Origin of the sequence: Stutzerimonas stutzeri (assembly GCF_000590475.1) — a bacterium.
In the GTDB taxonomy this organism is placed as follows: Bacteria; Pseudomonadota; Gammaproteobacteria; order Pseudomonadales; family Pseudomonadaceae; genus Stutzerimonas; species Stutzerimonas stutzeri_D.
Map to the genome: position 1 here is coordinate 4,647,750 of NZ_CP007441.1, position 21,608 is coordinate 4,669,357.

Annotated in this window: 23 protein-coding genes; 7 read left to right on the top strand and 16 right to left on the bottom strand. The window is 62.4% G+C overall.

From position 1 onward, the window contains the following. Positions 1 to 22: 22 nt before the first annotated feature. Both CH92_RS21075 and CH92_RS21080 read left to right on the top strand, forming a co-directional pair. On the top strand, positions 23 to 592 hold the full coding sequence (locus CH92_RS21075) for a TRAP transporter small permease subunit (RefSeq protein ID WP_025243744.1): 570 nt from the start codon (positions 23 to 25) through the stop codon (positions 590 to 592). Then, the gene (locus CH92_RS21080) at positions 589 to 1,905 is read left to right on the top strand and encodes a TRAP transporter large permease (protein WP_025243745.1); all 1,317 of its coding nucleotides are present in this window, start codon (positions 589 to 591) and stop codon (positions 1,903 to 1,905) included. Before CH92_RS21075 ends, CH92_RS21080 begins: the two co-directional genes overlap by 4 nt. A gap of 276 nt (positions 1,906 to 2,181) precedes the next feature. Here CH92_RS21080 and mdcH read toward each other — a convergent pair whose 3' ends face one another. From mdcH to CH92_RS21130, 10 genes are all read right to left on the bottom strand, one after another. Further along, the gene (gene mdcH, locus CH92_RS21085) at positions 2,182 to 3,117 is read right to left on the bottom strand and encodes a malonate decarboxylase subunit epsilon (RefSeq protein ID WP_025243746.1); all 936 of its coding nucleotides are present in this window, start codon (positions 3,115 to 3,117) and stop codon (positions 2,182 to 2,184) included. Next, positions 3,114 to 3,734, bottom strand: coding sequence for a malonate decarboxylase holo-ACP synthase (locus tag CH92_RS21090; RefSeq protein WP_025243747.1), 621 nt, complete (start codon positions 3,732 to 3,734; stop codon positions 3,114 to 3,116). The genes mdcH and CH92_RS21090 overlap by 4 nt, the downstream gene beginning before the upstream one ends. A gap of 81 nt (positions 3,735 to 3,815) precedes the next feature. Continuing rightward, complete coding sequence (gene mdcE / locus CH92_RS21095) at positions 3,816 to 4,601, bottom strand: biotin-independent malonate decarboxylase subunit gamma (RefSeq protein WP_025243748.1); 786 nt, start codon at positions 4,599 to 4,601, stop codon at positions 3,816 to 3,818. Then, positions 4,598 to 5,464: a biotin-independent malonate decarboxylase subunit beta gene (locus tag CH92_RS21100; RefSeq protein WP_025243749.1), complete on the bottom strand. Its 867-nt coding sequence runs from the start codon at positions 5,462 to 5,464 to the stop codon at positions 4,598 to 4,600. The genes mdcE and CH92_RS21100 overlap by 4 nt, the downstream gene beginning before the upstream one ends. Continuing rightward, a complete protein-coding gene (locus CH92_RS21105) occupies positions 5,457 to 5,756 on the bottom strand; it encodes a malonate decarboxylase subunit delta (RefSeq protein WP_025243750.1) in 300 nt (99 codons plus the stop codon). The genes CH92_RS21100 and CH92_RS21105 overlap by 8 nt, the downstream gene beginning before the upstream one ends. A gap of 2 nt (positions 5,757 to 5,758) precedes the next feature. After that, complete coding sequence (locus CH92_RS21110) at positions 5,759 to 6,637, bottom strand: triphosphoribosyl-dephospho-CoA synthase (RefSeq protein ID WP_025243751.1); 879 nt, start codon at positions 6,635 to 6,637, stop codon at positions 5,759 to 5,761. Next, entirely contained in the window at positions 6,637 to 8,304 is a 1,668-nt protein-coding gene (gene mdcA, locus CH92_RS21115; protein ID WP_025243752.1) for a malonate decarboxylase subunit alpha, read from the bottom strand. Before mdcA ends, CH92_RS21110 begins: the two co-directional genes overlap by 1 nt. A 110-nt stretch (positions 8,305 to 8,414) precedes the next feature. Then, positions 8,415 to 8,852 (bottom strand): YqaA family protein, encoded by a 438-nt coding sequence (locus CH92_RS21120; protein WP_025243753.1) that lies wholly within the window; start codon positions 8,850 to 8,852, stop codon positions 8,415 to 8,417. 53 nt (positions 8,853 to 8,905) lie between these two features. Further along, positions 8,906 to 9,148 (bottom strand): hypothetical protein, encoded by a 243-nt coding sequence (locus tag CH92_RS21125; RefSeq protein WP_025243754.1) that lies wholly within the window; start codon positions 9,146 to 9,148, stop codon positions 8,906 to 8,908. A gap of 111 nt (positions 9,149 to 9,259) precedes the next feature. Continuing rightward, positions 9,260 to 9,688 (bottom strand): DNA methylase, encoded by a 429-nt coding sequence (locus tag CH92_RS21130; protein ID WP_025243755.1) that lies wholly within the window; start codon positions 9,686 to 9,688, stop codon positions 9,260 to 9,262. 373 nt (positions 9,689 to 10,061) lie between these two features. Here CH92_RS21130 and CH92_RS21135 point away from each other — a divergent pair, with 373 nt between their 5' ends. The 3 genes from CH92_RS21135 (at position 10,062) to CH92_RS21145 (ending at position 13,618) form a co-directional block, all read left to right on the top strand. Continuing rightward, complete coding sequence (locus CH92_RS21135) at positions 10,062 to 11,015, top strand: TAXI family TRAP transporter solute-binding subunit (RefSeq protein WP_025243756.1); 954 nt, start codon at positions 10,062 to 10,064, stop codon at positions 11,013 to 11,015. 171 nt (positions 11,016 to 11,186) lie between these two features. Next, positions 11,187 to 13,220 carry a TRAP transporter permease gene (locus CH92_RS21140; protein ID WP_025243757.1) on the top strand — a complete coding sequence of 678 codons (2,034 nt, stop codon included), beginning with the start codon at positions 11,187 to 11,189 and terminating at the stop codon, positions 13,218 to 13,220. Beyond that, complete coding sequence (locus CH92_RS21145; protein WP_025243758.1) at positions 13,217 to 13,618, top strand: DUF1850 domain-containing protein; 402 nt, start codon at positions 13,217 to 13,219, stop codon at positions 13,616 to 13,618. Before CH92_RS21140 ends, CH92_RS21145 begins: the two co-directional genes overlap by 4 nt. A gap of 113 nt (positions 13,619 to 13,731) precedes the next feature. On the opposite strand, the gene CH92_RS21150 is transcribed toward CH92_RS21145, so the two are convergent. The 4 genes from CH92_RS21150 to CH92_RS21165 all read right to left on the bottom strand — a co-directional run bounded on the left by CH92_RS21150 (position 13,732) and on the right by CH92_RS21165 (position 19,046). Next, positions 13,732 to 14,916 (bottom strand): PepSY-associated TM helix domain-containing protein, encoded by a 1,185-nt coding sequence (locus tag CH92_RS21150; protein ID WP_025243759.1) that lies wholly within the window; start codon positions 14,914 to 14,916, stop codon positions 13,732 to 13,734. A gap of 67 nt (positions 14,917 to 14,983) precedes the next feature. Beyond that, the gene (locus CH92_RS21155) at positions 14,984 to 17,467 is read right to left on the bottom strand and encodes a TonB-dependent siderophore receptor (protein WP_025243760.1); all 2,484 of its coding nucleotides are present in this window, start codon (positions 17,465 to 17,467) and stop codon (positions 14,984 to 14,986) included. 104 nt (positions 17,468 to 17,571) lie between these two features. Then, positions 17,572 to 18,531, bottom strand: a complete 960-nt coding sequence (locus tag CH92_RS21160) for a FecR domain-containing protein (protein ID WP_025243761.1) — start codon at positions 18,529 to 18,531, stop codon at positions 17,572 to 17,574. Then, positions 18,528 to 19,046, bottom strand: coding sequence for a sigma-70 family RNA polymerase sigma factor (locus CH92_RS21165; protein WP_025243762.1), 519 nt, complete (start codon positions 19,044 to 19,046; stop codon positions 18,528 to 18,530). The genes CH92_RS21160 and CH92_RS21165 overlap by 4 nt, the downstream gene beginning before the upstream one ends. A 148-nt stretch (positions 19,047 to 19,194) precedes the next feature. On the opposite strand from CH92_RS21165, the gene CH92_RS21170 reads away from it, so the two are divergent. Further along, the gene (locus CH92_RS21170; RefSeq protein ID WP_025243763.1) at positions 19,195 to 19,719 is read left to right on the top strand and encodes a DUF3617 domain-containing protein; all 525 of its coding nucleotides are present in this window, start codon (positions 19,195 to 19,197) and stop codon (positions 19,717 to 19,719) included. A gap of 46 nt (positions 19,720 to 19,765) precedes the next feature. Here CH92_RS21170 and CH92_RS21175 read toward each other — a convergent pair whose 3' ends face one another. Beyond that, a complete protein-coding gene (locus tag CH92_RS21175) occupies positions 19,766 to 20,122 on the bottom strand; it encodes a hypothetical protein (protein WP_025243764.1) in 357 nt (118 codons plus the stop codon). Between the two features lie 91 nt (positions 20,123 to 20,213). Between CH92_RS21175 and CH92_RS21180 the strand changes: the two genes are divergently transcribed. Next, positions 20,214 to 21,176 carry a CobW family GTP-binding protein gene (locus tag CH92_RS21180; protein ID WP_038623631.1) on the top strand — a complete coding sequence of 321 codons (963 nt, stop codon included), beginning with the start codon at positions 20,214 to 20,216 and terminating at the stop codon, positions 21,174 to 21,176. Between the two features lie 7 nt (positions 21,177 to 21,183). On the opposite strand, the gene CH92_RS21185 is transcribed toward CH92_RS21180, so the two are convergent. Beyond that, positions 21,184 to 21,558 carry a DUF3301 domain-containing protein gene (locus CH92_RS21185; protein ID WP_025243766.1) on the bottom strand — a complete coding sequence of 125 codons (375 nt, stop codon included), beginning with the start codon at positions 21,556 to 21,558 and terminating at the stop codon, positions 21,184 to 21,186. Positions 21,559 to 21,608: the final 50 nt, after the last annotated feature.

Here is a 21,608-nt window from a genome sequence, read left to right on the forward strand (position 1 = left end):
GCTCGGGTTTAAAGGAGTCCCCATGCCCAGACGATTCATTCGCTCCATCGAGGCCCTGTCGCGCCTCGGTGGGGTCAGCTCCGTGTTGCTGTTGATCATCGCCATGGTTGTCATGTGTCAGATGATCCTGATGCGCTACCTGTTCAGAGCGCCCACCGTCTGGCAGACCGAAGTCGTGGTGTTTGCCGCCACCGCGGCGATATTCATCGGTGCGCCTTACGTATTGATGAAGAAGGGCCACGTCGGCGTCGACGTCGTAGAGTTGATGATGTCCCCGCCAAACCGACGCCGCATGCAGCTGCTCGGTGCGGTGCTGGGCCTGACGTTCTGCGTGCTGATGACCGTGGCGAGCGTCATCTACGTGCACGAGGCCTGGGAAGGCGGCTGGACCACCCCGACGATTGCCGCCATACCGCTGTGGATTCCCGCAACGCCCATGCTGGTGGGCTTCGGCCTGCTGTGTCTGCAATACGTGGTAGAGATGATGAAGCTGATATGCCCCGCGCTGGCGATCTCGGGGCAGCAAAGCGACTCGGCCGCGAAAGACGAAATCATCGGCCACAGCCGCCAGAATCTGGGAGAAGCACCATGACTCCAACCCTTGCAGGTACGCTTCTGATCTGTGCCTTGCTCCTGTTTCTGGCCACCGGCATGCCGATCGCCTTTGCCCTCGGCCTGGCGGCCATGGGCGGTCTGTTCATGGCGATGGGGCCCGATGTCATCGGCGTTGTGGCGGAAACCATGTTCGCTGGCATCGGCAATCTGGCATTCGTCTCGATTCCTATGTTCGTGCTGATGGGCGCCATCGTCGCCGGCACCCCCGCCGGAGCCGACCTTTATCGCGCACTGGATCGCTGGATGTACAAGGTTCCAGGTGGCTTGGTGTTATCCAACATCGGGGCCTGTGCGGTATTTTCCGGCATGACCGGCTCGAGCCCGGCCACTTGCGCTGCGATCGGCAAGCTGGGCATTCCTGAGATGATCAACCGAGGCTACCCCTCTTCGGTGGCGACCGGGTCGATTGCCGCGGGCGGCACGCTCGGCATCCTGCTGCCGCCGTCGGTGACGATGATCATCTACGGCATCGCCACGGAAACATCCATCGGCCGGCTTTTCCTCGCCGGGGTTCTACCGGGCCTGATGCTGACCGCCATGTTCATGTGCTGGGCGATGATCGATGCCCGCCGCAAGGGCTTTCGCTTCGGTACCGAAGGTGTGTACTACAGCTTGCGCGATAAGCTGTCAGCGCTGCCGCGGATATTCCCGCTGATCCTGGTCATCATCGGCGTGCTTTACGTGCTTTACGGCGGAGTGGCCACGCCTTCCGAAGCAGCGGGCGCCGGCGCCATGCTCACGCTGGTGGTGGTGGTGCTGGCTTACCGGCTGTTCAAGCTGGGCACCTTCCGCAACATCTTCAGCTCCGGCATGCGTGAAAGCGTCATGATCATGATGATCCTGGCTTCCGCCGAGCTGTTTGCCTTCGCATTGTCTTCGCTCTACATCACTCAATCGCTGGCCGAGACGATTGCCAGTCTGGAGGTCAACCGCTGGGTCCTGATGGGCGTGATCAACGTGTTCCTGCTGGTGGCCGGGATGTTCCTTCCGCCGGTGGCCGTCATCGTGATGTCCGCGCCTTTGCTGTTCCCTATCGTCGTGCAGGCCGGCTTCGATCCCTACTGGTTCGCGGTGGTGCTGACCATCAACATGGAGATCGGCCTGATCACCCCGCCGCTGGGCCTGAATCTTTTCGTCATCAATGGCATCGCACCCCAGGTGCCGACGCGGGAAATTCTTTGGGGCGCCCTCCCATACGCACTGGTCATGGTGCTGGCGATCATTGTGCTGTGCCTATTCCCACAGATCGCGACCGTTCTGCCTGACTACGTCATGGGCGAAGCGCTCTAGAGCAAGATGTCGGCCTCGGCCCATCGGCCATATAGCGGGCTTCCTCGGAAGCCCGTTTTTTCTGCGATGAACTGAGTCCAATCCCTGAGCAATAGCGGCAGATCCGATGGCAATCATCGACCAGCCCGGTTCGTCAGATGTCACTGAAGGAGCGTTGGTAGACCTATGAGGCGCCGCTGTTAGAGCGAGGACGGCTGAAGGGCGCGCGGCCTCGCAGGCAGCTACTTCGAGAATCGGTGTCGGTGCGATTGGGGCTCAAGATACGCTTTTGTATCTCTACTCGGCTCGATCGGCTTCCTGACGCAGCAAGGCGTCCAGGGTGTCCAGCCGGGCGCCATCGAAAGCGACCAGCGTGCCTTGATCGAAAACCCGCCGCGCCAGGCCGGTCAGCACCGAGCCCGGGGGCAGTTCGATATGCAGCCGTACCCCGCGCTCGTAGGCGGTGCGCAGGGTGCCGTGCCAGTCGACGACGCGGCACATGTTGAAGGCCAGATCATCGCGCAATCGCACAGGATCGGCGATGGGTCGTGCCGTGGTGCTGCTCAGGTAGCGGATACGTGGCGCGCGCAGCTCGACGCGGGTGAAGGCCTCGGCCAATTGCGCGGCCGGGGTGTCCAGCAAAGCACTGTGGGATGGCACGCTCACGGCGAGCCGCTTGACGCAAGAGGCACCCAACGCCTGTGCCCGCTGTGCGACCGCAGCCATGGCCGAGTCTGCACCGGCGATGACGATCTGGTTGTCGGCGTTGATGTTAGCCAGGTGCACCGGTGATTGTTCGCCATGCACTTCTGCGAGTAGCCGTTCGACCGTTCCCAGGTCGAGGCCGATGACTGCGGTCATGCCGAAGCCCTCTGGATAAGCGTTCTGCATCAGCTCGCCACGCAGGGCGACCAGCCGCACGGCATCGCGATAATCCAGCGCACCGGCCACCACCGCGGCGGCATAGGCGCCGATGGACAGGCCCGCAACATAGTCGGGCACCTGACCGCCGCGCATCAGCAACCGAGCCCCGGCGACACCGGCGATCAGCAAACAGAGTTGCACGGCGCGGGTGGAGACCAGCGCCTGTTCGCTGTCCAGAGCCAGCGCATCTTCGCCCAGAGCCTCGCTTGCCTGGTCAAGGCATTCCCGCACGTCCGGCTCCTGCGGAAGACGATGCAGCATGCCGGGTTTCTGCGCACCCTGTCCGGGAAAGGCGAACAGGCTGCTCATGCGACCTGCGCCTGCTGCTGCCATGGGTTGTCGATCAACCGCGCGCCGGTGGGGCACTTGAGCAAAACGCGGGCCGAGTCACCGGCCCACTCACGCAGGGCGATGGCGCCAGACGGCGTTTCCAGTTGCAGGTCCACGCGGCATGGGCTGCTTTCCAGAAGACCCAGCAGTTCCCGCGCCGCAGGGCGCGACAGCTCGGTCGGCGTGCGAAGCAGCAGATCTAGGTCGCTTTGCGGATGGACAACCGCAAGCCCAGTAGCCAGTTGATAACCGACCGAACCGGTTACGCCCCAACGTAGCCCCAGGCCGTCTAGAGCGGGCTTCAGCAACGCCAACGCACACAGTGCCGGCTGGCCGCCGGGTGGCACTGATTCGACGAGCTGTTCGGGGCGCACGCAACGCACGAGAGCGCTCGCCGGTACCACCGCAGCGAAACGTTGGTCACGGCTGGCGCCACGCAGACCCACCGCTATCTGACCGCTCGCCACCATGGCCCGGCGCACCACCACTGGCTGCCCGGCGATTAGCACCTGACGCGCCCAGGCGGGTGCGTCGGCCGGGAGATGGGCTGGGGTCATGCCCCACAGCAGGTCATGAGCGAGTGGAGCCTCACGCATTAGCGGCGTCCTCATAATCATCATTGTCGAGTCGCTGAACAGCTGAAGCGGCGCAGAGCGGCTAACCGCCCTGCGCAATGTCTACCATTGTTCGCGCAATAGCTCCCGCACCCGTAGTGATGCCTCGCGGTTCGGCGCGCCGAGACGGCCACTCAGATCGGTGCTGCTACCGATGTCAGCCACGGCTTTTTGCAGGCAGTCACGCACCCGCTGCAGGTCATCACCCGCCGGCTGCTCGATGTCGTCCACCGACAGGGTTTCCCAGAGCAGGCCGAGGGTGGCGTAATTGTCGATGTCGTAGGCCATCGGTGGGTGTTTCGACGCCAGCGCTTCGAGCTCCTCGACACTGCGCAGGGTGATGCGCGCGGCGGCGGCCTTACCCATGGCGTGCACCATCACGCCCGGGTCGCGCAGGGCGATGATCCGCTGGGCCTGGTAGCCGTGGGCGAGAAAGGCACCGGACATGGCTTTGCCCACCAGCAGGGCGATCACCGGATGGCCGGCCAGCCGCGCCCTGGCATAACCATCCACCGCCCCGGCGAGTGCCTGATGAATGCCAAGGGCTTCCTCGCGGCGCCCATAGGCCTGGCTCGGCACGTCGACCACGGCCACCAGCACACGCTTGTCAGCCTTGTCGCGATCGGCTTCGATCACCTCGTCCACCGCTTTGCCCAGGCCCCAACCTTCGAGCAGGCCGACCTCGCCATTGCGGGCACGAAGGAACGGATTCTCGGCATCCGGCACCACGGCGATGTAGCGTGCGGCGCGATTGCCCAGCGTTCCGTCGACGACCTTTACCGACGGCGGATACCCCGCGAGAACTTGGCCGCCGGCCAAGGCTTGCAACCAGATCAATCCGCGGCTCATTGGGCATCTCCTTCATAGAGGGCACGCACCGCGGCGGCACCGTGCTGCGTGCGGGAATCCAACCCTGTCAGGCGTTGCAGGAACCAGGCATGACGGCGACTGCGTGGCTGCGCAGGCTTGCCCAGAGCAAACAGCGTGTGCAGCTTCTCGCGGATAAGATCGGTATCGTCGGCGACATAGGCGTCAACCAGACCGCTGGCATAACGCTGCTCACCGCCGCTCAGGCTCCAGATAAACGGGCGGTCGCGCGAATCGTATTCTTCGATGCCGGCTTCCTGCTCGATCACCTGTGGGCCGTTGAGGCCGATACGGGCTTCGCGGGTGGCGACCAGGTAGCTGCACAGCCCAGCCGCGATGGACATGCCGCCGAAGCAGCCGACCGAGCCGGCGACCACGCCGATCACTGGCTGGTAGTCACGCAATTCGACGATGGCCGCCTGGATCTCGGCGATGGCCGCCAGGCCCAGGTTGGCTTCCTGCAGACGTACACCGCCGGTTTCCAACAGCAGCACGGCGCGGGTCGGGATGCCATTGCGGTTGTCTTCGATGGCCAGCTCCAGCGCGCCGGCGATCTTCGCGCCGCCGACTTCACCCATGCTGCCGCCCTGGAATGCGCCTTCAATGGCGGCGATTACTGCCGGTTGGCCGTCGAGAGTGCCCTTGGCGACCACCACGCCGTCATCGGACTGGGTGACGATGCCCTGCTTCGGCAGCCAGGGTGAGGTGATGCGTTCAAAGGGATCAAGCAGTTCGCGAAAACTGCCTTCATCCATCAGCGCGCGAGCACGCTGGCGAGCGCCGAGTTCGACGAAGCTGCGCGACTTGAGTAAACGGGCCACATTGTCAGCAGGCGAATCAGTCATGGCCGACCTCCTCCAACCCCTGCTCCAGGCGCAAACGAACGACGCCGGGTGTGGCCCCAAAATCGTGAATGTCGATGTTCAAGGCCGGCGGCGTCTGCTCGCGGAACATTCGCTCGAACAGGTGCCTCCAGCGCTGCTCGGCACCGTTGACCGAGGTAACCACCTGGATTGCCAGCTTGCCGGCCTGGCCGGGCTCGAGCAGCACTTCCAGATCGCCCGAGCCGACCACGCCGACCAGGGCCTTGCCGCGGGCGGGCTGCCCGGCGGCGAATTCGAAAGACAGGGTTTCCATGTTCAATTGCTCCCAGTCGGCGCCGACGCAGCGGGCGTCAGACGGTCGAGGAATAAGGTGGCAGCCAAGAGGTCAGCGGCGCCGCCCGGCGAGGCGTTTAGGGCGAGCATGTCGCGATCCAATTCTCGCAATTGACGGCGACCGGCGAGGCTGGCGGCACCACCGGCATTGAGCACGGCGCGGGCGCCCTGCTGCATGCGGTTCAGCCCATCGAGCCCCGCGCGATGCAGCACGCAAGTATCGGTCAGGCTGCTCATGATCGCCAGCAGTGCATCGAGCCGGGCGTTCTGCTCACCCGCCCCGCTGCGGCGGCTCACCAGCAGCTGTGGCAGGCCTTGTTCGATGACGGCGGGAAAGCCGTGCTGTGCCTGTTCCCGCGCACCGAGCACGCCATAAGTACGGCATACCCGTGCACCGTGGCTGTCCGGGTTGTGTGGCGCAGCCGGGTCTCTCAACCGCGCCAGTGCAGCGGCCGTTGCCGCAACGCTTCGGGCGTCAGGCGCGTCGGCTTCCAGCGCCGCCGCTGCGCTGAGCAGCCCCAGCGCCCAGATCGCGCCACGATGGGTATTCACGCCAGCGGCGACGCGGAGCATCTCGGCTTCGCCGTCGCGGCCCAGTTGGCCAAGGTTTTGTCGCAACGGCTGACTAACTTCGCCAAAGGTCTGTGCGGCTTCAGCCATCGCTTTGAACGCCGGCCACAGCGCATGAGCCGAAGCGTGCATCAGCCCCAGGTGCAGATCTCCGTGCGCTCCGTTGCCGCGCCGGTCGACCAGCCCCGGCTTGGGCGACAGGTCGGCCTCGTCGATCAGCGTCTGCACCGCCAGATCGGCCAGGCGCTCGGCCGGTGATGGCTGCTCTTGTCTTGCTATGAGTGCACTCATCACCAGCTCCTGAACTTGGCAGGCGGGCTGTAGAGGCCGCCGGACCACTCCACCAGCTCGGCAATGCTCTTGGCCGCAAGCAGCTCACGGCTGGCGTCGTTGCGACGAATGCCGAGGTCTTCCGGCAGCGCGATCAAACCCTCACGGCGCATGCGCTCGGTGTCTTTCGGGTTATGCCGCAGACCGATGCTGGTGACGCCGGCCACCGCGGCAATCATCGCCTGGCGCTCTTCCAGCGAACGCGCCTTGTACAGGTAAGCGATGCCTTCCTCGGTCAGCAGGTGGGTGACGTCGTCGCCGTAGATCATGATCGGCGCCAGCGGCATGCCGCTCTTCTTCGCCACCTCCACCGCGTCGAGCTGTTCGACAAAGGTGGGTTTGCCGCCTTCCTGGAACGTCTCGACCATCTGCACCACGAGCTTTTTGCCGCGTTCGAGCAGGGTTACCGGGGCTTCGCCACCAGGCATGGCCATGTCCAGCCAGGCCGGCGTCGGATGGCGACGGCCGCGTGGGTCGTGGCCCATGTTCGGCGCGCCGCCAAAGCCGGCCAGGCGGCCACGGGTAACAGTAGAGGAGTGACCGTCGCCATCGACCTGCAGGGTGGCGCCGATGAACAGGTCCACCGCGTACTGGCCGGCGAGCTGGCACATCATGCGGTTGGAGCGCATCGAGCCGTCGCGGCCAGTGAAGAAGACGTCCGGGCGGTGGGCGATATAGTTTTCCATCCCGAGTTCGGTGCCGAAGCAGTGCACGCTCTCGACCCAGCCAGTCTCGATCGCCGGGATCAGCGTCGGGTGCGGGTTGAGCGTCCAGTTGCGGCAGATTTTGCCTTTCAGCCCCAGCGACTCGCCATAAGTCGGCAGGATCAGCTCGATGGCGGCGGTGTTGAAGCCGATGCCGTGGTTGAGCGACTGCACGTTGTGTTTTTCGTAGATGCCGCGAATGGCCATCATCGCCATCAGCACGTGCACCGACTTGATGTGGCGCGGGTCGCGGGTGAACAGCGGTTCGATGTAGAACGGCTTGTCGGCCACCACGACGAAATCGACCCAGCTCGCCGGGATGTCCACACGCGGCAGCTCGTCGACGACCTCATTGACCTGAAAGATGACGATGCCATCGCTGAAGGCCGTCGGTTCCACAAGGGCAGGCGTGTCTTCGGTGCTCGGCCCGGTGTAGATGTTGCCGTGGCGATCGGCCTGGAAGCCCGCCACCAGCGCGACGTTGGGGATCAGGTCCACCAAGAGGCGCGAATAAAGTTCGATGTAGGTGTGGATGGCGCCGACTTCCAGCAGGCCGTCTTCCAGCAGCTGACTGATGCGCAGGCTCTGAGGGCCGGCAAAGGAGAAGTCGAGCTTGCGCGCGATCTGCCGTTCAAAGAGATCCAGATGCTCGGCGCGGCTGACGCTGGGCATGATCATGTGCAAATCGTGAAGTTTGCCGGGGTCGGCCTGGGCCAGCGAGCGGGATAGGAAATCCGCCTGCTTCTGGTTGTTGCCCTCGAGCACCACGCGATCGCCGGGTGCGATCAGGGCTTCGAGCGCCGCAACGATCTTGTCAGTGGGAAGAACCACACCGTCGGCAAGGTTGCGCACCAGATCGAGACGCCGGGCTTTCTCAGCACGACGGCGCGACCACTGCGGCGGTGGGGATATTGTTGTTGTCATGCTGACTCCACAGTTTCCGCTTTGTGGAGTGCACAGTAGGGAGATGACCTCGGGATCATCAATCAAGCGCAGAGGCGTTTCGTAACGCTGAAGTTAACGATGCCTGCTCGTTACAACCATTCGAGGGCGACGCCAGCGAGCAGTAGATAACGGCCGCCCTTTGCCAGCGTAACCAGCAGCAGGAAACTCCACAGCGGTTCACGCAGGGTACCGGCGATGATCGTCAACGGATCGCCAATAATCGGTACCCAGCTCAGGAGTAGCGACCAGCGGCCGTAGCGTTGATAGTTACGCCGGGCTTTATCCAACTGCTGATCATTTAGCGGGAACCAGCGCTTGTGGCGTAATCGCTCGACGAAGCGGCCGAGCAACCAATTGACCAGCGAGCCCAGCACATTGCCGAGCGTGGCCACCCACAACAGCGTTACCGGCGAAAGGCTACCACCGAGCAGCAGCCCCACCAGAACGGCTTCCGACTGCGCGGGTATGAGCGTGGCGGCGGCGAAGGCCGCGATGAACAGGCCGAGGTAAGCGGTCAGATCAGCCATGATTTCCACAGTTCAGGACGCGAGCAGCGCCATGCGCCAAATCGGCCTGGATGTCAGCGCCCCGGCTGTGGACGGAAGCCCGGCACAGCAGCGGGACGCTCAACCCGAGCGGCTGGCTGCGTGCAATTGAGGTCACGGAACGGCTGGCCATTGAGCAGCTCCCAACCGTGTCCGGGAGAGGTCTGCCGGCAAATCACCGTTGCGTCTGCTTTGCTCTGCCATTGGTAATAGGGTGCCGGGCCGGCTAGGGCCAGCAGCGGCAGGAACAGGTTGAACGCAAGAAGGATGGCGCGCATGGGTCGGTTCGCAAGGAGAGCTGGCGCCACTGTAACCGTATAAGCGCATGGCGCAAGTGGGGCGGGTCGTCAGCGCGCTAGGTTGGATATGGCGATGACGATGCCGCGCTTTCAATACCAGACCTTCTCCGCTTCACGCATGAATATTTCTACAGTTTTCGGCCCGACCCCCTCGAACTCGGCGAGGCGCTTCTCCAGATCTTTGCGATTCCCGCTCTGCTCATGGATGTTGCCGAGCTTGCCGCCATATTCGCTGTTGAGCTTGTTGCACAGCTTGAGCAGGCGCTCGGCCGTCGACTCGTCGTAGCGCACGTAATGTGCCTCGCCCAGCATGTTAACCAGCTCCTGCCAGCTGCAGTTGCACAGCTTGCGCGGCGTGTCGCGCCCATGCTTGTCGACGATCACCCGATAGGCCTCGGCGGCGATGTCCTGCTGAATGCGTTTGCCGAACAGGAAGCTGGCAATGAACCACTTGAACAGTTCGCCCTCGCCTTTCTCGATGTCGATACCCAGCTCCTTCGCGCTGGTTTCGCTTGCCATGATGTTGCACCTCGCCTGGAAGGACGTGCTTATGCGACGTCATGTAACCCCGAGAGTTTCCAGCTTCAATCGGCAATAGGCGAAAATCCGCCTATAAATAACCGCCGATAAGCAGTTTTTCGCCCATAGGCGTTCAAGAACGATGGCGCAATGGCTTTCTAGAGCTATCGCCGGTGATGGCATGGCTCGTGCTAAGTCATTATCGCCCGATGCGATCAATGACAAGAAAAGCCGCACAGCGCACCTGCGCTTTCCATTGCGAAAGTCTATCCGTGTGTCTTCGCCTTCCTTGTCCGCTTGCAGCACAATGGCTGCAACTGATCGTCTATCGTCAGTTCTGCGAAAACCAATAACAAAGAAACGGAGAAACACAATGAGATTGACCAAACACTTCACCCTGCTGGCTGCCGCAGCGGCATTCACCGCCAGCACCGCCGCCGTTGCCGCGCCAACGTTCATCAATATCTTGACTGGCGGCACCAGTGGTGTTTACTACCCAATCGGCGTAGCCATCTCCCAGCTGTACAGCAAAGGCATCGAAGGCTCGAAAACGTCCGTACAGGCCACCAAGGCTTCGGTCGAAAACCTCAACCTGCTGCAAGCCGGTCGCGGTGAGCTGGGCCTCGCGCTTGGTGATTCGGTAGCAGACGGCTGGAATGGTGTCGAAGACGCCGGCTTCAAGGCTCCGCTGAAGAAGTTGCGCGCCATCGGCGGCAGCTACCCGAACTACATTCAGATCGTTGCCAGCAAAGAGTCCGGCATCAAGACGCTGGCCGACCTCAAGGGCAAATCGCTGTCCGTCGGCGCGCCGAAGTCCGGTACCGAGCTCAATGCACGCGCCATCCTCAAGGCCGCTGGTCTGAGCTATGAGGACATGGGCAAGGTCGAGTACCTCCCGTTCGCAGAGTCCGTTGAGCTGATCAAGAACCGTCAGCTGGATGCCACCCTGCAGTCCGCCGGCCTGGGCATGGCGGCGATCCGTGACCTGTCATCGACCATGCCGCTGAACTACGTCGAGATTCCTCAAGACGTGGTTACCAAGATCAACAACCCGGCGTACCAGTCGGCGATGATCCCGGCAGGTACCTATGACGGCCAGGAAGCCGACGTACCGACCGTGGCCATCACCAACATCCTGGTGACCCATGAAGGCGTGTCCGATGACGTGGCGTATCAGATGACCAAACTGCTGTTCGAAAACCTCGATCAGCTGACCAAGGCCCATTCGGCTGCCAAGGACATCAAGCTGGAAAACGCCACCAAGGCCCTGCCGATCCCGCTGCATCCGGGCGCCGAGCGCTACTACAAGGAAGCCGGCGTACTCTGAGTACGCCAGGAGCGGCAAGCGCCGCTCCGAATCCGGCTGGCGAGTGCATCCTGCGCTCGCCGCCGGCATCCCAAACGACCTTTGCAGAGGTGCTAGTAAAACCAGCGTGTGTTCACGGCAGGTTTTGTTAGCGGCTCTACGCGACCACGCTTTATCAGCTCGAGGCATTTCATGAGCGAATTACAACAAGAACAAGGCCTGGGCGGCAGCCCTGCCGAGTGGCCCAAGGCGCTGTTCTATGTCGCCCTGCTGTTTTCCATCTACCAGATCATCATGGCGGCGTTTCATCCGGTGTCGAGTCAGGTACTGCGGGCGGGGCACGTCGGTTTCTTGCTGATGATTGTCTTCCTGAGCTTCCCTGCCCATGGCAACGGCCGCCCCTGGCAGCCTCTGGCCTGGGTGCTCGCGCTGGTCGGCATGGGTACGGCGTTTTACCAGTGGTATTTCGAGGGCGATCTGATCCAGCGCTCCGGCGATCTGACGACCTTCGATTTCGTCGTCGGGGTGGTGCTCATCGTCATGGTCTTCGAGGCCGCGCGCCGCGTGATGGGCGTCGCGTTGCCGATCATCTGCGCGATGTTCCTCGCCTATGGCTTGCTGGGTGAGTACCTGCCGGGTGATCTGGCACATCGTGGTTACGGTCTTGACCAACTGATCAATCAGCTCGCCTTCGGCACCGAAGGTCTGTACGGCACGCCAACCTATGTGTCGGCCACCTACATCTTCCTGTTCATCCTGTTCGGTGCGTTCCTTGAACAGGCCGGCATGATCAAGCTGTTCACCGATTTCGCCATGGGCCTGTTCGGACACAAGCTCGGCGGCCCGGCGAAGGTATCGGTGGTGTCGTCGGCCTTGATGGGAACCATCACTGGCTCTGGCGTCGCCAACGTGGTCACCACCGGCCAGTTCACCATCCCGCTGATGAAGCGCTTTGGTTACCGCGCGGCGTTTGCCGGCGGCGTAGAAGCGACGGCGAGCATGGGCAGCCAGATGATGCCGCCCGTGATGGGCGCCGTAGCCTTCATCATGGCCGAGACGATCAACGTACCCTTCGTCGAGGTGGCCAAAGCGGCCCTGATTCCGGCGCTGCTGTATTTCGGCTCGACGTTCTGGATGGTGCACCTGGAAGCCAAGCGCGCCGATCTCAAGGGCCTGCCCAAGGATCAGTGCCCAAGCGCCATGGCGGCCGTGAAAGAACGCTGGTACTTGCTGATTCCGCTGTTGGTGCTGGTCTGGCTGCTGTTCTCCGGCCGCACGCCCATGTTCGCCGGCATCATCGGGCTGTCGCTGACCGCCATCGTGATCCTCGGCTCGGCGATCATCCTGAAGGTCTCCTCGTTCGGCTTGCGAATCGCCTTCTGGATCGCCCTGGGGCTGCTCTGTGCAGGTTTCTTCCAGCTGGGCATCGGCGTGATCTTCGGTGTCATCGCGGCACTGGTGGCGGTCTGCTGGTTCATCAAGGGTGGCCGCGACACGCTGCTGGTATGCCTGCATGCGCTGGTCGAAGGCGCCCGCCACGCGGTTCCGGTAGGTATCGCCTGCGCCCTGGTAGGCGTGATCATCGGCGTGGTATCGCTGACCGGTGTGGCCTCGACCTTCGCCGGCTACATCCTGGCGGTTGGCCAGGACAACCTGTTCCTGTCCCTGATCCTGACAATGCTGACCTGTCTGGTTCTGGGCATGGGCATCCCGACGATCCCCAACTACATCATCACCAGCTCGATCGCCGCGCCGGCGTTGCTCGACCTCGGCGTTCCGCTGATCGTCTCGCACATGTTCGTCTTCTACTTCGGCATCCTGGCCGACCTCACCCCACCCGTGGCGCTGGCGTGCTTCGCCGCCGCGCCGATTGCAAAAGAGACCGGGCTGAAGATCAGCATGTGGGCGGTGCGGATCGCCATAGCAGGGTTCGTGGTGCCGTTCATGGCGGTCTATAACCCGGCGCTGATGTTGCAGGGCGACAACCTGTGGATGACCGCGTACATGCTGATCAAGGCCGCGTTCGCCATTGGCCTGTGGGGTATCGCCTCGATTGGTTATCTGCAGCGTCCGTTGGCCTGGTGGGAACGCTTGCTAGGGTTCGCCGCGGGTGTGACGCTGATCATGGCCATGCCGATCACCGATGAAATTGGCTTCGCCATCGGCGCCCTGCTGCTGGCACAGCACATCGTGCGGGCTCGCCGGGCTGGACCGGCACTGGCATGATCGGACTCTGCCTGGGCTTGGCCGGGGTGGTGTGGGCGCAAGTGCCCACAGCCGACTTCACCCTGGCCTGGACCCATACGATCGAGAAGATCCGCTGGGAAGAAGATTACCGCGTCACGCCGGATGGGCTGCTGCTCGGCGAAGCGCGGGTCAAGGGTTCTGGTGCCGGAATGGAAATCCCGGATGGCGCCGAACTGCGTGACGGCACCTGGCACTACCAGCGCCAGGTCCCGCCGTTGCAACCGCTGCGTGTGGGGCGAACCCCCGAAGCAGGGGATTACCAAGTGTGTTTCGACCAGCGTTGTCACGCCTTGAGCGAATGGCTCGGTCCGCCAAAAGCAGACCGGCCCGCGCTGGAACTCTGGAGTTGCGCCGCGCAAGCGGACGGCTCCTTCTGATTCAGCAGCTTCGCAGCCCTGTAGTCGTCGTTTGATCGACGTAGGGCTGCGGTGGCCGCTGGTGGATCGGTGAAGCGTGATCCACCCTACGGCTCGACAATATCCGCTGCCAATCAGATCGCTTGCAACGCCTCGTTGCGCCTACTTGCCGCTACGCACCTGGCGCGCCGCTTGCGCCACCAGATCACCACGCCGGTCACCGAGAGCACGGCAATCGCCACGCCCAATACCGCAATCAGAATGCGTCCGGGGAAGCCTAGAATTCGCCCGCCATGGATCGCCGGCTGCAGCATGTGGAACTGCTCACCTAACGTGCCCTGCCCCGGTATTTCCTGCCCCAGCAATTGCGTGCCGTCACTGCCATGAAAGAACAGCCAGGCGTTACCCTGATTGCTGTCGTGGTCACCGAAACCAGCCCCGTAGAAGTTGTACTCGAAGCTGTAATACAGCTCGCCGATGGGCTCACTCAAGCCCAGGTCGGCGGCGTGTTGCATGGCGAAGTCATAGGCCCGATGGAAGTCATACTGGGTTACGCCCAACTCGTCCTTGGGCATCTTGCCGCGCGCCGCATAAACGCTCGGTTCCACCGTCGATACCAGCGACACCACCGGTTTGAAGACCTGTTCGGGCAGGTTCATCGCAATACTGCTGACCGCCACCGGCGTGAGCAACAACCACAGCCATAGGCCGCCGGCGCGATGCACGTCATGGTTGAGGCGCTGGCGCTTGATCTTCCAGGCCGTCCACCACTTGCCGAAGAACGGCCGCCCGCGGGGAAAGGTCAGCAGCAGCGAGACGAAGCAGTCGAGGGTCCAGAAGATTGCGACAATGCCCATCAACCAGATCCCCCAAGTCCTGGGCAGCGACAGGTTGTAGTGAAACTCCAGCAGGAACGGCACAACGTTCTGCCGCGAGAAACAGCACTCGCCCCAATAGCGCGTGCCGACTTGCTCGCCCGTCACCGCGTCGAGGTACTGCACAACCGGACGTTCTTCGAACGGCTTGCCGGTCGCCGGGTCATTGCGTGGCACCAGCGCCATCAGCGCGGCGTGCCCCGGTTCGTCCGGAAACTCCATGTACCAGACCTGCATCCGAGGGTTGGCCTGCTCGACACGATCGACCAGCGTGCCCGGAGCCAGTACCGGCCCACGGCTCTCGGTGTGATAGAACTCTGGGTTCAGCCACTCGTCCAGCTCGTGGTGAAAGGCCAGAACGCTGCCAGTGATGCCGGCGAGAAACAGGAACAGCGCCGTGGCCAGGCCGACATAGCGGTGTAGAAGAACGAGGATTGGACGCATCGTCGGGTTCCGTTTTTCATATAGCAAAAGCCGCCGACCCGTTCAGGACGGCGGCAGCGTTACCAATTCAGAAGTCATAGGTTACGGTTGCCATGATGTTGCGCTCTTCGCCGTAGTAGCACTGGCTCAGGCTGTTGCAGGCAGCCACGTATTTTTCGTCGGTAAGGTTGTTGAGATTCAGACGCACGCCAACGCCTTGCAGGCCCACCCGCGTCAGGTCGTAGCCGAGCATGGCGTCATATAACGTGTAGGAGGGAATGCGCAGTGTGTTCTCCGCATCGACCCAGCTCTTGCCGAAGTAGCGCGCGCCGCCTCCGACCTGCAGGCCAGCCAGCGAACCCTGACCGAATGTGTAGTCGGTCCACAGCGAGGCCATGTTACGCGCCACCGCGTTGGGCATATTGCCGCGATTGTTCACCCCGGCCGCCCCGGTGAAATCCTTGGAGTACTCCACGTCCATGTAGGTGTAGCTGGCGATGACATTGATCTGCTCGATTGGGCGCAGGCGGGCCTCCACCTCAACGCCTTTCGACGTCAGCTCACCCACTGCACGGTAGAAATTCTCGTTGGAGTCCTTGTTCGCCAGGTTGGACTGCTTCAGGTCGAAGTAGGAAATGGTGTAGAGATCGTCGGTGCCCAGCGGCTGGTATTTGAGGCCCACTTCGTACTGCTCACCTTCGGTAGGGTCCAGCAAGGCGATGTCGTACTCTCCGGGCGAAACCTCGTTGTAGGCCGCGGTGGCGTTCGGGTTGAACGACTCGGAGTAGCTGACATAGGGCGACAGACCGTTGTCGAAGGCATAGAGCACGCCGACCCGACCGGTAAATTGCTCCAGCTTGGCGCTGTCGGTCTGGTCGCCGTAGGTTGCATCGTTCGTGTGATCGAAGGAGACGTCCACCCAATCCTGACGCATACCCAACGAGAAACGCCAGTTGCCCAAGCTGATCAGATCCTGCACATAGAGGCCGGTCTGCTCCAGCTCGCGGGTCTCGTCGTACTGGTGATAGAACACCGGACTGCCTGCTCCGATGGCACCGGTGTAGGGGTTGATCGCAGGCAAACCATAACCGGCATCGTAATCCACCTTGGCCTTGCGCCGCTGGAAGTCGAGGCCGGTCACCAAAGTGTGACTGAGCGCGCCGGTATCGAAGAGAAACTGCAACTGGTTGTCAACGGTCCACGCGTGCAGCGCCTCGTCCGCACCGGTGTAATAGCGCACCAGCTCATCGGCGGTGGCGTAACCGTACTGGTAAACCTGTCCCGACTTCACGGTCGAGTCGAGGTACTGGAAGTTCTGCCGGGCCGACACGACATCGTTGAAGCGATGTTCCAACTGATAGCCCAGCATCTGCTGGTCGCGCTCGAACTTCTCGAAATCTTCGTCGCCTTCGAAGAAGCTGCGCGAGATTCGCCGACCGTTATGCGAGGTCACCGTGCCATCGGCCGGCAAGCCGCCGTGGTAGCCGCTTTCGGGATCTTTCTGCAGCATCGCCAATAGGGTCAGGCGAGTGTCTTCGGTGAAGTCAATGCTCACCGACGGCATCACGGCGTAGCGCTGCTCCTCAATGCCATCGACCTGATTATCGGCGTCCTTGATTACACCTGCGAGGCGGTAGGCAATCCGCTCGTCGTCCAGCGGACCGGTGAAATCGAATGCGGCCTGCTTGTAATCGTTGCTGCCATAGGAAAACTGCAGCTGGCGCCGGGTTTCGTGTTGCGGTTTCTTAGTGGTCATTGCCACCAGACCGCCGGGCAGGCTGCGGCCATAGAGCACCGATGACGGCCCCTTGAGAATGTCGATGCGCTCGACGAAATAGGGATCGACTTGCAGACTGCTGTAGGTGCCGCTATCACCCAACAGCTTTTGCCCATCAAGGTAGAGATTGTCCACCGAGCCGTCCGTGATGCCGCGCATGGCGACATAGTCGTAGCGCGTCGTGGCGCCATATGGCGCGCTCATCAATCCCGGCGTGTAGCGAACCGCCTGAGCGATCGAGCGCGAACCCTGGTCCTCGATCTGCTGACGCGTTACGACTGAAACGGTCTGAGAGGTTTCGGCCAAAGGCATACTCGTCTTGGTCGCCACGCTGCTGTGGGTGGCGTTGTAGCCTTCCATCTCGCCCAAGGCGTTACCCAGAGCGAAGCCCTCAACCACCATGGGCTTCAGCTCGATGGAGCTGGCCTCCTCCGCACGCGGTGCCAGCGAGTAGGTGCCGCGCTCATCGCGCACCGCCTGCAGTCCGCTCCCCTGAAGCAGCGCCGCGAAACCGTCCTCGATACCGTATTGGCCTTGCAGGCCGCTCGATTGCCTTCCTTCGATCAGGCGCGCATCGACCGACAGCATCACGCCGGCCTCACCAGCAAAGCGACTCAGGGCGCTGGACAGCAGACCGCCGGGAATCTCGTAACCGCGCACCGACTGCTGGCTGGCGGACTGCGCCAGAGCCACCGGCGAAGTGGCGAGCGCCGCCAGCGGCACGCAAAGCATGGCGGCGCGTACGGCCTGGGTAAGCGTACTGGAGCGGCGGAACGGAAGAGCGATAGAGCGCATGAGTCATCCTTTTTGCGAAGGGCAAAATCGTGATCGTTGCCGTTATGCCCCGCGACATTGCAAAAGGGGAACTGCAGATGCGAATTTTTTGCATTCTTGTTTAATCAAACACCGGAAACCTGTTCCGCGGGCTCGAGGCTCACCCACCAGGACAGTCGACGATTGATGCGTAGCGCCAGCGTGTCCGCTAACACGTCCAGCACCCGATCGGTGTCCGCCAAGGGGTACGCGCCCACCACACGCAGGCTCGCCACGCGCGGATCGCAACCAAGATAGCCCTGGCGATAGCGCGCCAGCTCAGCGACGAATGCGTCCAGGCGCAGGTTATCGGCCACCAGGACACCACTGGTCCAGGATTGGCGGCCCGGCTGCACGGCGCGTTCGGGCTCGATGCCTTCGCTGTCGAAGGCGATCTGCCGGCCGCTCATGACGGTAAGAGAACGCCCCAGCCCGCTGGGCATGATTTCGACCGCGCCGTCGAACACACTGAGCTGGGTGCTGCCTTCACGTTGCAGTACCGAAAACCGGGCGATGCTATTAGCCCGTAACCTGCCTTCGGCGGTCCACAGCACCAGCGGACGAGGCTCGGCAACCGCCTGCATCAGCAGCTCGCCGCGGTACAACGAGAGCTGACGAGTGCGCTCTTCAAAGGCGACATCCACCGCGCTGTCGGTGTTCAGCCACAGCCGTGAGCCGTCTTCCAGGCGCCAGTCGCGGACCTCTCCGACGGCGGTGCGCTGGTCTGCCGCCCAGCTTCGCCAAGGCATCGCGCCGGCGGCCAGGGCCAGCGCGCCGCCTCCGCAAAGGATCGACAAAGTTTTCAGCGCCTGTCGGCGAGTTGGCTGTCCCGACCGCAACAAAGCCGTCGCCGCGGGACTGAACGGATCGCCGGCCAAGGGCTCCAGGCGTCCGCTGATTTGCTCCACACGTTGCCAAGCACGGGCGTGTTCTGGCGCTGCCAGCCAGACACGCCAGGCCTCGCGGTCGGCCTCGCTGACCGAATCGGACTGCAATACCGCGAACCACTGCGCCGCCGCCTGCAGCACCTGATAGTCGAGGCTCATGGCTCATCCTCGGCCAGCAAAAGACAATGCAGCATGGCCTGCGCCATATATTTCTTGACCATCCGCTCGGACACATCGAGCTCGGCGGCGATGGCCGCGTAGGTCAACCCGTGCAACTGAGACAGCAGGAATGCGCGGCGCACCCTGTACGGTAGCCGTGTCAGCATCACATCGACTTGCATCAACGTTTCGACGATCAGCGCTTGGGATTCCGGCGACGGCATGACCGCCTCCGGCTGCAAGGCGAGCGTATCCAGATAGGCCTGCTCAATCTGCTTGCGTCGCCAGTGATTGATCAGCAGCCCTTTGGCGATGGTGTGCAGGTAGGCGCGAGGTTCACGAATGGATTCCAGGCCATGGTCCTTGCTCAGTACGCGAACAAAGGTGTCCTGCGCCAGGTCGGCGGCCTTCTGACTGCAGCCGAGCTGACGCCGCAGCCAGCCATTCAGCCAGCCCTGATGGTCAACATACAGCCGATGCACAAGCGGATGCCTGACCATACCCTCGATCGCCATGGATGAACCCTTCGCCTCGAAAGCGTTAATGCTAACGCTTCTCATCAGCACAAAGCTATGCCCCTTCACGCGTTGCGCATTACTCAGAAGCGGTCAGATTTTCCTGGCTCGACTAGGCTTTTCTGGATATCAACGTTGGAGTCTAAAGATGAAACCCATCATTCACCTTTCCGCTGCTGCGTTAATGCTCGGTGCGCTCCCCGTTCAGGCGCTGGAGATGCTGCCAGGGCTGTGGGAGTTCTCCAGCGACAACATCGAAGTGGATGGCACGCAGATGCCGGGCATGGCGGAAATGATCAAGCAAATGAAGGGCCTGCCACCGGAGCAAAAGAAAATGATGGAGGACATGCTTGCCGCCCAAGGCGTCGAGCTGGGTTCAGGCGGGGTGCGCATGTGTCTGAGCGAGGCGCAGGTGAAATCCCTTGAACTGCCCTTTCAGGACGAACCTGGCTGCAGCCAGGAACTCGTCGAACAGACTGACAGCCTGTGGAAATTCACATTCGAATGCCCTGACGCCAAGGGGCAAGGCGAGACCCAGCTGATCAGCGAGCGGGAGGTGGTCAGTACGATCGAAAGCGACTATCGGGTCGGCACGCAACAGGGCAACAGCCGCATGCAGTCGCGTGGGAAATGGTTAGGGACCGATTGCGGTGCACTCAAACCTAGAAAATAGTGAAAGGTTTCACGTGGAACCCCCATGGGCATTGGACCGCCTTGCGCTACTCCTTGACCCACTCGCCGCCGCTGGTCTGTTCGCAGGCTGGCTGGAGAAACCGCGCATCGCTGGCGACACCGTAATAATGAATGTCCTGGCGATAGGGCATATTCGAGACTTGAGCGTTACGGCAGATACCAAAGGCGCCAGCGGGGCACTGCTCGACAAACGAGACCTCAACGTCCTGATCCTTGAGTTCAGGCTGGCAGAAGCCGGAGCGGAACAGTTCCGCCGGAATCGTGCGATTCTGCTGACAGAGCTTCACCTCGATCCGCTCATCTTGGCTGTGAATCACGCAGCCCTCGGCCCAGACCTGCCCAGTAATGCCCAGCGACAGCAACAGAAAACATATTGAACGCATCGAACGGCCCCCTTTTTTACCCGCCGCGACTCTAGCATGCAGGCCCTGAAATCGCCTCCAACCCCACCACCGAATACGCACCATGGCTCATATGCTGACCCACATACCTACCCATGTAATCTGCGGGCCGCTCGGCGCCGGCAAGACCAGCCTGATCCGCTCGCTACTGGCGCAAAAGCCCGCAAGCGAACGCTGGGCGGTGCTGATCAATGAGTTCGGCCAGATCGGACTCGACGCCGCACTGCTGACCACCGATGAGACGGGGATCAGCCTGGCCGAGGTTGCTGGCGGCTGTCTGTGCTGCGTCAACGGCGTGCCGTTTCAGGTCGGCTTGAGCCGCTTGTTGCGCAAGGCCAAACCGGACCGGCTGTTGATCGAGCCTTCAGGGCTGGGGCATCCGGCCGAGTTGCTGAAACAACTCGGCGAACCACCTTGGCAAGAGGTAATGGCGTTGCAGCCGTGCGTGACCGTACTCGACGCCGCGGCGCTGGCGCGTGGCGAGCCGTTGCCGCCAAGCCAGCAACAGGCGCTGCAGAGCAGCGGCTTGTTGCTGCTGAACAAATCTGAGCAGCTGACCCAGGCCGATCGCCAGTACCTCATTAAGCAGCTGCCTGCGCTACCCCTGCGCTGGACACATGAGGGCGCTCTGCCGATCTCCGAACTGCCCGGCATCGACGTACGAGCCGGACTTGCCGGTGGGCAAGCTCCCCTCCCCGCTGCTGCCGGCGTACCCGGTGGTGTTTGGCTGAATCCGCAACAGCCCTTCTGCCAGGGTCAGGGCAGCGCGGACGGCTGGAGTATTGGCTGGCGCTGGCATCCGAGCCAACGTTTCGACACGCAACGCATCGCCCATTGGCTCGGTAGCTTGAACTGGCGCCGAGCGAAGCTGGTCGTGCACGGACCCGATGGTTGGCACTCGGCCAATGCGCTGGCTGGCGAGCCACTGCGGTTCATGCCCAGCGAATGGCGGAAGGACTCGAGGCTGGAACTAATCTTCGATGAACCGCAGGATGAGCCGCGCTTGAAGGCGGCAATGGCGGCCTGCCGCCTCTAGCGCCGGTTCACTCGTTGCGGCGGCGCCAATCGTCCAGTTGGATTACCCGCCCCGAATCCGGCGGAGCATGAAAAGGATGCGCCTCCATTTCAATCGGTCCTGGACGGGCACCGAACATGACGATACTGCCCTGATGGCGCTGCTCTCCGGTGACGGTGAATTCGAAACCGTAGACCCGTGCAAAACGGCGCTGCCCGCGTGCGTCACGAATCACCCCCAGACGACGAAATGCCACATTGCCGTCCAGCAGCTCGACATCCATCGTTTTGCAATGGCGCCGCACCGCTGCCAGCGCGCGCTCACGGATGCCATGGGCGTGCCAAAGCCAGGCGATGGCCGTCATAAGCAGGAGAAAGATGAACAGGTTGCCGAGCGTGATCATGAACGTTGCGTCCCATGGCAGACCGCCACGAGCGGCACGTGCCGACCTAC

Coding starts and splice junctions, on each gene's coding strand:
- CH92_RS21075 (WP_025243744.1), top strand. CDS start 23: ATGCCCAGACGATTCATTCGCTCCATCGAGGCCCTGTCGCGCCTCGGT.
- CH92_RS21080 (WP_025243745.1), top strand. CDS start 589: ATGACTCCAACCCTTGCAGGTACGCTTCTGATCTGTGCCTTGCTCCTG.
- mdcH (WP_025243746.1), bottom strand. CDS start 3,117: ATGAGCAGCCTGTTCGCCTTTCCCGGACAGGGTGCGCAGAAACCCGGC.
- CH92_RS21090 (WP_025243747.1), bottom strand. CDS start 3,734: ATGCGTGAGGCTCCACTCGCTCATGACCTGCTGTGGGGCATGACCCCA.
- mdcE (WP_025243748.1), bottom strand. CDS start 4,601: ATGAGCCGCGGATTGATCTGGTTGCAAGCCTTGGCCGGCGGCCAAGTT.
- CH92_RS21100 (WP_025243749.1), bottom strand. CDS start 5,464: ATGACTGATTCGCCTGCTGACAATGTGGCCCGTTTACTCAAGTCGCGC.
- CH92_RS21105 (WP_025243750.1), bottom strand. CDS start 5,756: ATGGAAACCCTGTCTTTCGAATTCGCCGCCGGGCAGCCCGCCCGCGGC.
- CH92_RS21110 (WP_025243751.1), bottom strand. CDS start 6,637: ATGAGTGCACTCATAGCAAGACAAGAGCAGCCATCACCGGCCGAGCGC.
- mdcA (WP_025243752.1), bottom strand. CDS start 8,304: ATGACAACAACAATATCCCCACCGCCGCAGTGGTCGCGCCGTCGTGCT.
- CH92_RS21120 (WP_025243753.1), bottom strand. CDS start 8,852: ATGGCTGATCTGACCGCTTACCTCGGCCTGTTCATCGCGGCCTTCGCC.
- CH92_RS21125 (WP_025243754.1), bottom strand. CDS start 9,148: ATGCGCGCCATCCTTCTTGCGTTCAACCTGTTCCTGCCGCTGCTGGCC.
- CH92_RS21130 (WP_025243755.1), bottom strand. CDS start 9,688: ATGGCAAGCGAAACCAGCGCGAAGGAGCTGGGTATCGACATCGAGAAA.
- CH92_RS21135 (WP_025243756.1), top strand. CDS start 10,062: ATGAGATTGACCAAACACTTCACCCTGCTGGCTGCCGCAGCGGCATTC.
- CH92_RS21140 (WP_025243757.1), top strand. CDS start 11,187: ATGAGCGAATTACAACAAGAACAAGGCCTGGGCGGCAGCCCTGCCGAG.
- CH92_RS21145 (WP_025243758.1), top strand. CDS start 13,217: ATGATCGGACTCTGCCTGGGCTTGGCCGGGGTGGTGTGGGCGCAAGTG.
- CH92_RS21150 (WP_025243759.1), bottom strand. CDS start 14,916: ATGCGTCCAATCCTCGTTCTTCTACACCGCTATGTCGGCCTGGCCACG.
- CH92_RS21155 (WP_025243760.1), bottom strand. CDS start 17,467: ATGCGCTCTATCGCTCTTCCGTTCCGCCGCTCCAGTACGCTTACCCAG.
- CH92_RS21160 (WP_025243761.1), bottom strand. CDS start 18,531: ATGAGCCTCGACTATCAGGTGCTGCAGGCGGCGGCGCAGTGGTTCGCG.
- CH92_RS21165 (WP_025243762.1), bottom strand. CDS start 19,046: ATGGCGATCGAGGGTATGGTCAGGCATCCGCTTGTGCATCGGCTGTAT.
- CH92_RS21170 (WP_025243763.1), top strand. CDS start 19,195: ATGAAACCCATCATTCACCTTTCCGCTGCTGCGTTAATGCTCGGTGCG.
- CH92_RS21175 (WP_025243764.1), bottom strand. CDS start 20,122: ATGCGTTCAATATGTTTTCTGTTGCTGTCGCTGGGCATTACTGGGCAG.
- CH92_RS21180 (WP_038623631.1), top strand. CDS start 20,214: ATGCTGACCCACATACCTACCCATGTAATCTGCGGGCCGCTCGGCGCC.
- CH92_RS21185 (WP_025243766.1), bottom strand. CDS start 21,558: ATGATCACGCTCGGCAACCTGTTCATCTTTCTCCTGCTTATGACGGCC.